Here is a 12,533-nt window from a genome sequence, read left to right as displayed (position 1 = left end):
TGGACGACGGCCGAAAAGCGGTACGGTGGCGCACCAGACGTAGCACCAGGCGATGGCGAACGACGGCGAGGACTGATGGTCGACCCGAACGAGACGGCCGACGGCAGCAAGGCGTCCACCGGCGCGCGCGAGGCCTCCGGCGAGTCCTCGGGACAGTGGGGCGTCGGCACTTTCGTCGGCGAGGGCCGCTACCGGCTGACCAGGCGGCTGGGCCGCGGCGGCATGGCCGAGGTCTTCGCCGCCGAGGACGTGCGGCTGGGCCGGATCGTGGCGGTGAAGCTGCTGCGCGGCGACCTCGCCGAGGACCCGGTCTCCAAGGCCCGTTTCGCGCGCGAGGCACAGGCCGTCGCGGGCCTGAACCACCACGCCGTGGTCGCCGTCTACGACTCCGGCGAGGACAGCACGAAGACCGGCACCGTCTCCTACATCGTGATGGAGCTGGTCGAGGGCCACACGATCAAGGAGCTGCTGACCGGGCCGACCCCGCCGCCGGTCGACCAGGCGCTGCTGATCGTCTCGGGTGTGCTGGACGCGCTCGCGTACAGCCACCAGCACGGGATCGTGCACCGGGACATCAAACCGGCCAATGTGATCATCACCGTGGGCGGCGCGGTCAAGGTCATGGACTTCGGCATCGCCCGCGCCCTGCACGGCGCCGCCAGCACCATGACGCAGACCGGCATGGTCATGGGCACCCCGCAGTACCTGTCGCCCGAGCAGGCGCTCGGCAAGCCCGTCGACCACCGCAGCGACCTCTACGCCACCGGCTGCCTGCTCTACGAGCTGCTGGCGCTGCGCCCGCCCTTCGTCGGCGAGACCCCGCTGTCGGTGGTCTACCAGCACGTGCAGGACGAGCCGCGGGTCCCGTCGCAGGTCAGCGACCGGGTGCCGCCCGAGCTGGACGGCATGGTGCTGCGCGCGCTGGCCAAGCAGCCGGAGGACCGCTTCCAGAGCGCCGAGGAGATGCGCGGCGTCGTCGGCTACGCGCACCAGGCGCTGACGCAGCAGGGCGGCTGGACCGACGGCATGTGGAACACCGGCGTGGTGACCGCGGTGCTCCCGCAGCGCGCGGGCGGCGCGGCGGGCGGCGCCTACCACCCCGACGGGCGCAGCGGCAGCACCGCCGAGCTGGGCCTGCCCCTGGTCCCCGGCGTCGTCGGCGGGCAGGACGGCAGGGGCAGCGGTTACGAGGACGCCGGCTACGACGGCGGGCGCGGCTCGGGCGGTGGCCAGGGCGGCAACCGCTGGCTCAAGCCGGTGCTCTTCGCGGTCGCCGCGGTGCTGGCCGTCGTGCTCGGCGTCTACCTGGCGACCCAGGGCCCAGGGAGCGGTGGTGGGGACACCCCCGCCGACACCAAGCCGCCCGCCTCCGTGGGCCAGACCGACCAGCAGCCGACCGACCAGCAGCCGTCGGACGAGCCGAGCGACGAGCCGTCGGACAGCGGCGAGGTGAGCACCGGGCCGACCGGGCCGACGACCAGCCCGACGTCCAGCACGCCCACGACGAGCCCGACGACCGGCACACCGTCGTCGACCCCGAGCAAGTCGTCGACGCCGTCGGCGAGCGCGACCAAGCCGTCGGCGCCGGCGAGCAGCGCCCCGGCCAGCAGCGCACCGCCGAGCGCCGATCCGACCGACACCAGCGACCCCGGCGCGACCGCGGGCAGCGACGGCTGACCCCGGGCCCCGCTACCCCGCGAAGGCGTCGAGCACCGACTCGTACTCCCCCGTCCACCACACGGCCAGCGCCGAGGCGGCGGGGAAGAGCGGGTCGGAGCGGCGGTCGCGGTGCTCGTAGCGCCAGTGCAGCATCCAGAAGTCGTTGAGCCGCTCCCACCACACCCGGTGGACGGCGGCGGCGACCTCCGCCTCGCCGGCGCCCGAGGCGAGCCGGTAGGCCCGTGCGTAGGCGCGCACCTTGCGCAGGTCGAGGCAGCCGTCGACCGGGTGGACGAAGAAGATGGCGGCGGCCCTGACCGCCTCCTCCGCGCGGGGCTGGACGCCGAGCCGGTCCCAGTCGACGATCGCGGCGGGTTCGTCGCCGCGGTAGAGCAGGTTCAGCGGGTGGAAGTCGCCGTGCACCCAGCCCTGCACGCGGTCGTCGGGCGCCGGGTCGGGCGGGCGGCGGTGGGCGTGCCGCCGCAGCAGGTCGCCGCGCTCGACCAGCCGGTGTTCCGCGAGGCCGTCGAAGTCGTCGTAGGGGTGGTGGGCGCGGACCAGGGCGAGCAGCCGGGTGATGTCGGCGTGCGTGCGGTCGGGGTCGGCGCTGGGCCTCGGTCCCGCGGCGGGCGGCGGCTGGACGCGGGCCAGGCCGGTGTGGACGTGGCCGAGCAGGGTTCCGAGCCGCCGGGACTGCCCGGCGGTCAGTTCGGTGCCCTCGCGGTGGGTCCCGTCGATCCACGGGAAGAGCGCGTAGCCGTCGCCGTCGAGCAGTGTGACGGTGCGGCCGTCGGCGTCCGGGAGCGGGGCCGCGGCGGGTAAGCCGAGCCGGGCCAGGCCCCGGGTGGCGCGGTGCTGGCGCGCGATGAGCGCGGGCTCGGCGGTGTCGGCGGCGACGTACTGCTTGAGGAAGAAGCGGCCTCTGGTGGTGGTCACCCGCCACCCGCGGTTGAGGAGTCCCCGGGGGACGGCCTCGCAGGTCAGCGGTTCCCCCGCGTCTTCGTACCGGCGCAGCAGGGCGGTCAGCGAAGCCCGCGCGTGCGGCTCCGTCGCCGTGCCTTTCACGTGCCACAGCGTAGATCACAAAAGGGGGCCGTTCGGGCGGGGTGGCGCCACCCTGCCCCGACCTGCTAAGGCACCCTCGCCCTCACCTGCACGGCACCGCACCCCACCCCGGCGCCACGAGACCACCGGCCCACCGGCCCACCGCGCCACACGGCTACGGCAGCGGCTTCGCCAGCCGTGCCGCGTACGCCTCCGCCTGCGTCAGCCGCTCCATGCCGAGCTTGGCGAACATCCCGGACACGTACTTCCTGACGGTCTTCTCGGCGAGCCCGGTCCGCTCGCCGATCTCCCGGTTGGTGAGGCCCTGGCCGATCAGGTCGAGCAGCCGCCGCTCCTGCTCGGTCAGTTTGCCGTGGCACTCCTCGTGCTCGCTGCGGGCGCCGCCGTCCCTGAGGCGTTCGATCACCTGGGCGGTGGCGGCCGGGTCGAGCAGCGAGTGGCCCGCGGCGACCTCGCGTACCGCGCTGATCAGGTCGTCGCCCGTGATGACCTTGGGGACGTAGCCGGCGGCGCCGGCCATGACGGCGTCGAAGAGGGCTTCGTCGTCCGCGAAGGAGGTGAGCATCAGGCACTTCACCGACTGGTCCTGGGAGCGGATCTCCCGGCAGGCCTCGACGCCGCTGCCGTCCGGCAGCCGTACGTCCAGGACGGCGACGTCGGGGTGCGTCCGGGGCACCCGGTCCATGGCCTCGCTCGCGCTCGCGGCCTCGCCGACGACCTCGATCGACGGATCGACCGAGAGCAGGTCGTTGACGCCGCGCCGGACCACTTCGTGGTCATCCAGTACGAATACCCGTATATGCCCGTTTTCGCTCACGTGCCCAGCGTCGCACCCCGCGCGGACTTCTGCCTCCCGCGCTCCCGCCGGACCCCCGGGCGGCCCCTTACGTATGTCCGGCATCCGAGATACGGTGCCGTTGTCCCGGTGGCCTGCGACAACAGGCCGACAGCACGGACGTGGCAGGGCGACGAACAGCCGGGTTGGCTGCCCGGAAAGCGCCGCGCCCGCGCACTTACTAGGAAATCCAAGCAAAACCGCAGGTCGGACGGCTTCGCGCGAATGCGGGACTTCTGGGTAACGTCTGTATTGCAGGCCATTCGCCGGGACACTGTCACGCCTGGCTCGGCCATGCCGCACACACCCCGTGCGTCCCGCCGGACCAGGTGCGCCGCCCCTCGAACACGTGGGGGAGGCCCCATCCTGCTCCCCGGCAGATCCCGGGGGCCGGACAGACGGAGGAACGAACGTGAGCGTGAAGAGCACTGCCGCTGGGGCTTCCCCGGCCAAAGGCAGGGGGCGGACGAGCCCCCGCGGCCACGCGGCGAAGCCCCGTACCGGCGATCCCGGGCTCGTACAGCTGCTGACCCCCGAGGGCGAGCGGGTCGAGCACCCGGACTACGCGATCGACCTGACGCCGGAGGAGCTGCGCGGCCTGTACCGCGACATGGTGCTGACCCGCCGTTTCGACGCCGAGGCGATCACCTTGCAGCGGCAGGGCGAGCTGGGCCTGTGGGCCTCGCTGCTCGGCCAGGAGGCGGCCCAGATCGGCTCGGGGCGGGCGACCCGCCCCGACGACTACGTCTTCCCGACGTATCGCGAGCACGGCGTGGCATGGACGCGGGACGTGGACCCGCTCAACCTGCTGGGGATGTTCCGCGGCGTGAACCACGGCGGCTGGGACCCCAACGAGAACAACTTCCAGCTCTACACGATCGTGATCGGCTCGCAGACGCTGCACGCCACGGGTTACGCGATGGGTGTGGCCAAGGACGGCGCAGACGCGGCCGTCATCGCCTACTTCGGCGACGGGGCCTCCAGCCAGGGCGACGTCGCCGAGTCCTTCACCTTCGCCGCGGTGTACAACGCGCCGGTGGTCTTCTTCTGCCAGAACAACCAGTGGGCGATCTCCGAGCCGACCGAGAAGCAGTCCCGGGTGCCGATCTACCAGCGCGCCGCCGGCTACGGCTTCCCCGGCGTCCGGGTGGACGGCAACGACGTGCTCGCGGTGCTGGCCGTCACCAGGGCGGCGCTGGAGCACGCGCGCAGCGGGCAGGGGCCGATGCTGGTCGAGGCCTTCACCTACCGGATGGGCGCGCACACCACGACCGACGACCCGACGCGCTACCGGCGCGACGAGGAGCGCGAGGAGTGGGCGTCCAAGGACCCCATCGCCCGCCTGAAGACCTACCTGGAGCGCGAGGGCTTCGCCGACGAGGCCTTCTACGCCGGGATCGACGCGGAGAGCGACGCGCTCGCCAAGCGGGTGCGCGAGGGCGTACGGAACATGCCGAACCCCGGCACCATGGCGATCTTCGACAACGTCTACGCGGACGGGAGCGCGCTCGTCGACGAGGAGCGCGCGCAGTTCGCCGACTACCTGGCGTCCTTCGAGGACGCCGCAGCGGGCAGCAGCGCGGGAACGGGGCACTGATCATGACGCAGACGATGGCAGTGGCCAAGGCGCTCAACGAGTCCCTGCGCAAGGCGCTGGAGAACGACCCCAAGGTCCTCATCATGGGGGAGGACGTCGGAAAGCTCGGCGGTGTCTTCCGCATCACAGACGGCCTGCACAAGGACTTCGGCGAGGGGCGGGTCATCGACACCCCGCTCGCCGAGTCGGGCATCGTCGGCACCGCGATCGGGCTGGCGCTGCGCGGCTACCGGCCGGTGGTGGAGATCCAGTTCGACGGTTTCGTCTTCCCCGCCTACGACCAGATCGTCACCCAGCTGGCCAAGATGCACGCCCGCGCGCTCGGCAAGATCAAGCTGCCGGTCGTCATCCGCATCCCCTACGGCGGCGGCATCGGCGCGGTCGAGCACCACAGCGAGTCGCCCGAGGCGCTGTTCGCGCACATCCCCGGGCTCAAGGTGGTCTCGCCGTCCAACGCCTCGGACGCCTACTGGATGCTCCAGCAGGCCATCGAGTGCGACGACCCGGTGATCTTCTTCGAGCCGAAGCGGCGCTACTGGGACAAGGGCGAGGTCGACGTGTCGGCGCTGCCCGGCGACCTGCACCGGGCGGTCGTCGCCCAGCAGGGCACGGACATCACGCTCGCCGCCTACGGGCCGATGGTGAAGGTGTGCCTGGAGGCGGCCGCGGCGGCCGCCAACGAGGGCCGTAGCCTGGAGGTCGTGGACCTGCGCTCGCTCTCGCCGATCGACTTCGACACGATCCAGGCGTCGGTGGAGCGCACCGGCCGGCTGGTCGTCGTCCACGAGGCCCCGGTCTTCTACGGAGCCGGCGCCGAGATCGCCGCCCGGATCACCGAGCGCTGCTTCTACCACCTCGAGGCGCCTGTGCTGCGGGTCGGCGGCTTCCACGCCCCCTACCCGCCGGCCCGCCTGGAGGAGGAGTACCTGCCGGGCCTGGACCGCGTACTCGACGCCGTCGACCGCGCGCTGGCGTTCTGAGGAGAGGGGTTGTGACGACTATGACGCCACAGGCCGGACGGGCACAGCGCTTCCGGGAATTCCGGATGCCGGACGTCGGCGAGGGCCTCACCGAGGCCGAGATCCTCAAGTGGTACGTGGCGGTGGGCGACACCGTCACCGACGGCCAGGTGGTCTGCGAGGTCGAGACGGCGAAGGCGGCCGTCGAACTGCCCATCCCCTACGACGGGGTGGTGAGCGAGATCCGCTTCGACGAGGGCTCGACGGTGGACGTCGGCACGCCGATCATCGTGGTCGACTCCGGGCCCTCGGGGGAGGCGGACGGCCCGGCGGACACCGGCGGGGCGGCCGCGCCTGCCGCGCCCGCCGCGGTCGAGGAGCCGAAGCCGCCCGTCAAGCGCGAGGCGGTGCTGGTGGGTTACGGGGTCGCCCCGTCCTCGACCACCCGCCGGCCGCGCAAGCCGGCGTCCACGGCTCCGGTGAACGGTACGGGTACGCCCCCGGTCGCGCCCCCGGCACCCGCCCCGGCTCCGGCGTCGGCTCCCGCCCTGACGCCGGTCGAGCGGTCGGAGCGGCCGCTGGCCAAGCCGCCGGTGCGCAAGCTCGCCAAGGACCTCGGCATCGACCTGGCGACCGTCGTGCCCACGGGCCCGAAGGGCGTCGTGACCCGGGAGGACATCAGGGCCGCCGCGGCGCCCCCGGCGACCCTCCCGCAGGCCGCCGCGCAGGCCGCGGCGCCCGGCCCCGCAGCCGGCTCCGCTCCCGCCTTCGCAGCCGGCGGGCGCGAGACCCGCGTCCCCATCAAGGGTGTGCGCAAGGCCACCGCCCAGGCGATGGTGGCCAGCGCCTTCACGGCCCCGCACGTCACGGAGTTCGTGACCTTCGACATCACCAGGACCATGAAGCTGGTCCAGGAGTTGAAGGAGGACCGCGCCTTCACCGGCCTCAAGGTCAGCCCGCTGCTGCTGGTCGCCAAGGCGCTGCTGGTCGCGATCCGGCGCCACCCCCAGGTGAATTCGGCCTGGGACGAGGCGGCGCAGGAGATCGTCCACAAGTCCTACGTCAACCTGGGCATCGCCGCGGCCACCCCGCGCGGCCTGATCGTGCCCAACATCAAGGACGCGCAGGACAAGACGCTGCCCGAACTGGCGTCGGCGCTGGGCGACCTGGTCGCGACCGCCCGGGAGGGGAAGACGTCCCCGGCCGACATGCAGGCGGGGACGGTGACCATCACCAATGTCGGCGTCTTCGGCGTCGACACCGGCACGCCCATCCTGAACCCCGGGGAGTCGGCGATCCTCGCCTTCGGCGCGGTCAAGCTCCAGCCGTGGGTCCACAAGGGCAAGGTCAAGCCGCGCCATGTCACCACGCTGGCGCTGTCCTTCGACCACCGGCTGGTCGACGGCGAGCTGGGCTCCAAGGTCCTGGCGGACGTGGCCGCGATCCTGGAGCAGCCCAAGCGGCTGATCACCTGGGCGTAGGCCCGGGGCGCGGGCCCGTACACCCAGCGGAGGCTCCCGGCGGACAAACGTCCGGGAGCCTCCGCTTCTGCGTGTTTACCGCACGCTCCGGGGGAATTGTGCTGCTATCGCGGTATGGTCGTCTCTGTCTCCGTCGTCCTGCTGCTGTTCGTCATCGCGGCACTGCTGATGCGCAACAAGAACCTGAAGGTCAGCCACGCCATCGTGTGCGGCCTGCTGGGCTTCTGCCTGGCCGGTTCCAGCCTGGCGCCCACCATCCAGTCCACCGTCGCCTCGACCGCGGACCTGGTGAGCACGATCAGTCCGTAGGGGGCAGCGGCTTGAGGGTGAAGAGGTTGTCCGACGGGTCGACGACGGCGACGAAGCGGGTGCCGACCGTGAACCGGTCCTCGTGGTCGCAGCGGTAGGTCGCCTCGAAGTCCGGCACACCCTCGCCGCTGATCCGCAGCCGCATCACCGCCACGTCCGGGGAGCCGTCCCCGGGATCGACCCGCTCCAGACGGACCAGCTCCGCCCGTGCCCGCCGACCCGACCGCTGCAGCCGTACGGTGTCGTCCTTCGCGTCGTCGGCCTCCCACCACATCACGAAGCCCAGCGGGGTCGTCAGCAGCAGGAAGAGCGACCACGTCCAGGCGAGGTCCCCGAAGAGCGCCAGGGCGGGCAGCACCAGCCCCACGGCCCAGGTCGTCACCCCCACGGCCCGTGCGAGTGCCCGCGAGGCCGGCCCCCCGATGTTCGCCTGCCTGGCGGTCGCGCCCCCGTCTGCCGTCATCGCGCGATTGTAGGACCGCGACCCGCCCCGGGACAGGCGTTCGCCGGCCGCGTATCAAGTGGCGATCTGTTGCATCTATGATGTGCGCATCATGGATGCAGCAACCGTCGCGACCCCGGTCGCCGTCAAGTCGCCGCCCGCCGCCGAGCGGGTGTATCTGCACGTCAAGGCTGGGGTGCTGGACCGCAGCTACGAAGGGGGGACGCTGCTGACGGAGGGCGATCTCGCCGAGGCCGTCGGGGTGTCGCGCACCCCGGTGCGGGAGGCGCTGCTGCGGCTGGAGGCGGAGGGGCTGCTCAAGCTCTATCCGAAGAAGGGCGCCCTGGTGCTGCCGGTCTCCGCGCAGGAGATCGCCGACGTCGTCGAGACCCGCCTGCTGGTCGAGCAGCACGCGGTCGCCAAGCTGGTGGGCGCGCTGCCGGACCGGCTGGTCGCGCGGCTGGAGGAGCTGCTGGCCGAGCAGCGCCGGCATGCGGCCGCCGGGGACCTCGCGGCCTTCGCCGTCGCCGACCGCTGCTTCCACGCGGAGATCGTGCGCGCGGCCGGCAACCGCATCCTCGCCCAGCTCTACGACCAGCTGCGGGACCGGCAGTTGCGGATGGGGGTGGCCACGATGCACGCCGAGCCCAGCCGGGTCGCCAAGAACATCGAGGAGCACACCGAGATCCTGGACGCGCTGCGCGACGGCGGCGCGCGGCAGGCGGAGGCCGCCGTGCGCCGGCACCTGTCGCGGGTCAACACCCTGGCCCGGGGCGAGTCGTGACGGCGAGAACCCTGCCGGGCGACCCGCCGGGCGGCCGCCGTGCCGCCCTGGTCTGGGGCGTCGGCACCATGGTCTACCTGGTCGCGGTGGTGCACCGCACCAGCCTCGGCGTGGCCGGCATCGACGCCGCCGACCGCTTCCACATCGGCGCGTCCGCGCTGTCGTCGTTCTCGATACTCCAGGTGCTGGTCTACGCCGGCATGCAGATACCCGTCGGCCTGATGGTGGACCGGCTCGGCACCAAGCGGGTGCTGATGCTCGGCGCGGTGCTCTTCACCAGCGGCCAGCTGGCCTTCGCGCTGTCGCACTCGTACGGCATGGCGCTGGCCGCCCGCGCGGTGCTGGGCTGCGGTGACGCGATGACCTTCGTGAGTGTGCTGCGGCTCGGCTCGCGCTGGTTCCCGGCCCGCCGCGGGCCGATGATCGCACAGGGCGCGGCCCTTTTCGGGGTGGCGGGCAACCTGGTCTCGACGGTCGCGCTGTCCCGGCTTCTGCACTCGGCGGGCTGGACGCCGACCTTCCTCGGCACGGCGGTCGGCGGCGCCTTCGTGCTGCTGCTGGTGGCACTCTTCCTCAAGGACCACCCCGAGGGCTACGAGCCCGCGCCGGCCGAACACGCCGGACTGGCCTACGTACGGCGGCAGATCGCCGCGTCCTGGGCGGAGCCGGGCACCCGGCTGGGGATGTGGACGCACTTCACCACGCAGTTCTCCGGCATGGTCTTCCTGCTGCTGTGGGGCCTGCCCTACCTGGTCGAGGACCAGGGCCTGTCGCGCGGCACTGCGGGCAGCCTGCTGACCCTGGTGGTGCTGGCCAACATGGTCTTCGGGATGGTCTTCGGCCAGCTGATCTCCCGCCACCACGGGGCCAGGATGCCGCTGACGCTGGGCGTCATCGCGGCGACCGCGGGGGTGTGGGCGGCGGTGCTGGGCTGGCCGGGCGGGCAGGACCCGACGTGGCTGCTGGTGCTGCTGTGCGTGGTGCTGGGCGCCTGCGGGCCCGGCTCGATGATCGGCTTCGACTTCGCGCGCCCCGCCAACCCGCCGGAGCGCTTCGGCACGGCGTCGGGCATCGTCAACATCGGCGGCTTCACCGCGTCGATGCTGACCCTGCTGGCCATCGGGGTGCTGCTCGACGCGACCGGCGACAACTACCGGGTGGCCTGGAGCAGCGTCTTCGTCCTCCAGGCGGTCGGCACCGCGCAGATCCTGCGGCTGCGCCGGCACAGCGAGCGCCTGGAGCGCGACCGGATCGCGGTCAGCCGGGTGGAGAGCGTGCACCGCTCGTCGGCCGCGGCGGTCCGCAGGGAGTGAACACCCGCCGTCGGAGCGGGGAGTGCCCGGCCGCCGTCGACGGAGAGTGACCGCCGCTCGCGCTCTGCCCATTCGGGCGTCAACTCGCCGGCCTGACCGGTTAGTCGGCCCCCACCGGTCGACCCAGCCGACTTCGTTGACGTCTCGCGAGGGAGCGCCGTGAGCCATGCGCGCGCGGCACCCGACGTCCTGTCACCCGAATTCGCGGCCGACCCCTGCGGCGCCTACCGGATCCTGCGCGAGCCTACCCGCTGGTCCGGGCCGGTGCTGACGGGATTCACCCGTCCGCACCGGCCCCCGCGGGGTCCGGGAGCGCCTCAGCGCGTCACGGCGATGTGCTGCAGAATCGTCTCGGCCAGCGCCGCGTCACCCTCGATCTTCAGCCGGTCGGCGACCACGGCGGGCCGCACCCGGCCGGTCAGCAGCCGCAGGAAGGTCTCCCAGTCCAGCGCGAAGGTCACCGCAGGCCCGAGCGAGACCGCCGAGTCGATGGACCCGCGGCCCTCCGCGTTGACCCGCACCGTCCGCATGAACTCCAGCGGCCCGTGCACGTCGAAGACCACCGCGGAGCCGGGCTTGGCGCCCGCGTCGTGCGCGACCAGCTTCGGCAGCGACCGCAGCACGAAGTCGCGGGACAGCACGGCCGCCGCCGACGCCAGGTTGCCCGGCTTGTCCAGCGCCCTGCGCAGGTCCTGCTCGTGGGCCCACACGTCGAAGACGCGGCTCCACAGCTGCTCCTCCAGGGTGATCTCGCCGCCGCCGATCGCCCGCACCTCCTGGTCGGGCTGCCGCGACTCGTTGCGCAGCTGCCGCGACCTGCGGATGATCGTGTACTCCAGCTCGGAGGTCATCTCGGGGGCCGTGTGGTGCCGCCGGATGTCGACCGGCACCTCCGTGTAGCGGGCGGCCTCGCTGGTGATGTGCCGCAGGTCGCTGGGAAGGGTGTGGATCGGGCGCGGATCGCCGAGCAGTTCGCACTCGAAGCCGATGACGTGGGAGACGATGTCGCGGACCGACCAGTAGGGGCACTCCGTGGCGCGGTTCCACTCCCCCTCGGCCAGTGGGGACACCAGTTCGTTGATGGATTCTATGGAGTGGGTCCAGGCGTCGATGTACGGCTGGAGCTTGCTGTGGACGGTCACGGGACCCCTCGACGGATCGGTGCGCGGTCGTGGCGGTTGGCGCCTAAGTTACGCTGCGCGCGGGCGCCCACGCAGTGCTTTCGAGTGACGATGGTAGGCCCGGCTTGACGACCCAACGTATGGGCGGTGTCCAGGTGCGCGCAACGCTTCTCCAGATCGAGGTCGACCCGGCCGAGACGGCCGCCGACCGGCGGCGCCGTGCGGCGGCCCTCGTCCGCGCCCAGGCGGGCGCGGATCTTGTCGTGCTGCCCGAATTGTGGCCCGTCGGCGCATTCGCCTCCGACGATTTCGCGGACGGTGCCGAGCGGGTCGACGGCGGACCCACCGCCGAGGCGATGAGCGCCGCCGCGCGGGACGCCGGAGTGTGGCTGCACGCCGGCTCCGTCGTCGAGCGCGACCCCTGGCCGGACGGGCCGCTCTACAACACCTCGCTGCTCTTCGCGCCCGACGGCACGCTGCACGCCGCCTACCGCAAGATCCACCGCTTCGGCTTCGACCGGGGCGAGGCCGTCCTGATGGCCGGCGGCTCCCGGATCGTCACCGCCGCCCTCCCGCAGGGCGTGCTCGGCCTCGCCACCTGCTACGACCTGCGCTTCCCCGAGCAATTCCGGCTGCTCGTGGACGCCGGCGCCGAGCTGCTGGCCATCCCGGCGGGCTGGCCGGCCCGGCGCCTCGCGCACTGGCGGGTCCTCCTCCAGGCACGGGCCATCGAGAACCAGGTCTTCGTCCTGGCCTGCGGCACCGCGGGCACCCACGCCCAGGTGCCGCAGGCCGGCCACAGCATGGTCGTCGACCCCTGGGGCACGGTCCTGGCCGAGGCCGGCCCCGACGAGGAGGTCCTCACCGTCGACCTCGACCTGTCGCGGGTCGCGTCCACCCGCGCCGACTTCCCGGTCCTGCGCGACCGGGTCCTCGGGACTCCGCCGCGGTAGCCCCTTCTCCGCGGG

The 12,533-nt window shown here is 72.7% G+C and carries 12 protein-coding genes; 8 read left to right on the top strand and 4 right to left on the bottom strand.

Annotation, left to right across the window (positions count from 1 at the left end; translation table 11 throughout):
* Window positions 1-75 precede the first annotated feature (75 nt).
* The gene (locus OG900_19790; protein WUH92129.1) at window positions 76-1,677 is read left to right on the top strand and encodes a protein kinase; all 1,602 of its coding nucleotides are present in this window, start codon (window positions 76-78) and stop codon (window positions 1,675-1,677) included.
* 12 nt (window positions 1,678-1,689) lie between these two features.
* Here OG900_19790 and OG900_19785 read toward each other — a convergent pair whose 3' ends face one another.
* Together OG900_19785 and OG900_19780 are read right to left on the bottom strand one after the other, a co-directional pair.
* Window positions 1,690-2,724, bottom strand: a complete 1,035-nt coding sequence (locus tag OG900_19785) for a phosphotransferase (protein ID WUH92128.1) — start codon at window positions 2,722-2,724, stop codon at window positions 1,690-1,692.
* Window positions 2,725-2,878: 154 nt separating this feature from the next.
* On the bottom strand, window positions 2,879-3,541 hold the full coding sequence (locus OG900_19780; GenBank protein ID WUH92127.1) for a response regulator transcription factor: 663 nt from the start codon (window positions 3,539-3,541) through the stop codon (window positions 2,879-2,881).
* A gap of 430 nt (window positions 3,542-3,971) precedes the next feature.
* Between OG900_19780 and pdhA the strand changes: the two genes are divergently transcribed.
* From pdhA to OG900_19760, 4 genes are all read left to right on the top strand, one after another.
* Window positions 3,972-5,156: a pyruvate dehydrogenase (acetyl-transferring) E1 component subunit alpha gene (pdhA, locus tag OG900_19775; protein WUH92126.1), complete on the top strand. Its 1,185-nt coding sequence runs from the start codon at window positions 3,972-3,974 to the stop codon at window positions 5,154-5,156.
* Between the two features lie 2 nt (window positions 5,157-5,158).
* Window positions 5,159-6,136, top strand: a complete 978-nt coding sequence (locus tag OG900_19770) for an alpha-ketoacid dehydrogenase subunit beta (GenBank protein WUH92125.1) — start codon at window positions 5,159-5,161, stop codon at window positions 6,134-6,136.
* A 20-nt stretch (window positions 6,137-6,156) separates the two neighbouring features.
* Window positions 6,157-7,596 (top strand): 2-oxo acid dehydrogenase subunit E2, encoded by a 1,440-nt coding sequence (locus OG900_19765; GenBank protein ID WUH95843.1) that lies wholly within the window; start codon window positions 6,157-6,159, stop codon window positions 7,594-7,596.
* A 114-nt stretch (window positions 7,597-7,710) separates the two neighbouring features.
* Complete coding sequence (locus tag OG900_19760) at window positions 7,711-7,905, top strand: hypothetical protein (protein WUH92124.1); 195 nt, start codon at window positions 7,711-7,713, stop codon at window positions 7,903-7,905.
* Here OG900_19760 and OG900_19755 read toward each other — a convergent pair.
* A complete protein-coding gene (locus OG900_19755; GenBank protein WUH92123.1) occupies window positions 7,895-8,368 on the bottom strand; it encodes a hypothetical protein in 474 nt (157 codons plus the stop codon). The two genes, OG900_19760 and OG900_19755, sit on opposite strands and share 11 nt — an antisense overlap.
* Before the next feature lie 91 nt (window positions 8,369-8,459).
* Here OG900_19755 and OG900_19750 point away from each other — a divergent pair, with 91 nt between their 5' ends.
* Together OG900_19750 and OG900_19745 are read left to right on the top strand one after the other, a co-directional pair.
* Entirely contained in the window at window positions 8,460-9,131 is a 672-nt protein-coding gene (locus OG900_19750; GenBank protein ID WUH92122.1) for a GntR family transcriptional regulator, read from the top strand.
* A complete protein-coding gene (locus OG900_19745) occupies window positions 9,128-10,444 on the top strand; it encodes an MFS transporter (GenBank protein ID WUH92121.1) in 1,317 nt (438 codons plus the stop codon). The genes OG900_19750 and OG900_19745 overlap by 4 nt, the downstream gene beginning before the upstream one ends.
* 317 nt (window positions 10,445-10,761) lie before the next feature.
* On the opposite strand, the gene OG900_19740 is transcribed toward OG900_19745, so the two are convergent.
* Window positions 10,762-11,586 (bottom strand): maleylpyruvate isomerase family mycothiol-dependent enzyme, encoded by an 825-nt coding sequence (locus OG900_19740; protein WUH92120.1) that lies wholly within the window; start codon window positions 11,584-11,586, stop codon window positions 10,762-10,764.
* 134 nt (window positions 11,587-11,720) lie between these two features.
* Here OG900_19740 and OG900_19735 point away from each other — a divergent pair, with 134 nt between their 5' ends.
* Window positions 11,721-12,518: a carbon-nitrogen family hydrolase gene (locus OG900_19735; protein ID WUH95842.1), complete on the top strand. Its 798-nt coding sequence runs from the start codon at window positions 11,721-11,723 to the stop codon at window positions 12,516-12,518.
* Window positions 12,519-12,533 lie beyond the last annotated feature (15 nt).

The sequence above is a fragment of the Streptomyces sp. NBC_00433 genome, assembly GCA_036015235.1.
Taxonomy (GTDB): Bacteria; Actinomycetota; Actinomycetes; order Streptomycetales; family Streptomycetaceae; genus Actinacidiphila.
The sequence above is the reverse complement of the archived record's forward strand: the minus strand, read 5'-3'. Positions and strand labels throughout refer to the sequence as shown.

What these genes read in the sequence shown, in the direction of transcription:
- OG900_19770 (WUH92125.1), top strand. Translation starts at nt 5,159, where the DNA reads ATGACGCAGACGATGGCAGTGGCCAAGGCGCTCAACGAGTCCCTGCGC.
- OG900_19750 (WUH92122.1), top strand. Translation starts at nt 8,460, where the DNA reads ATGGATGCAGCAACCGTCGCGACCCCGGTCGCCGTCAAGTCGCCGCCC.
- OG900_19755 (WUH92123.1), bottom strand. Translation starts at nt 8,368, where the DNA reads ATGACGGCAGACGGGGGCGCGACCGCCAGGCAGGCGAACATCGGGGGG.
- OG900_19760 (WUH92124.1), top strand. Translation starts at nt 7,711, where the DNA reads ATGGTCGTCTCTGTCTCCGTCGTCCTGCTGCTGTTCGTCATCGCGGCA.
- OG900_19790 (WUH92129.1), top strand. Translation starts at nt 76, where the DNA reads ATGGTCGACCCGAACGAGACGGCCGACGGCAGCAAGGCGTCCACCGGC.
- OG900_19765 (WUH95843.1), top strand. Translation starts at nt 6,157, where the DNA reads ATGACGCCACAGGCCGGACGGGCACAGCGCTTCCGGGAATTCCGGATG.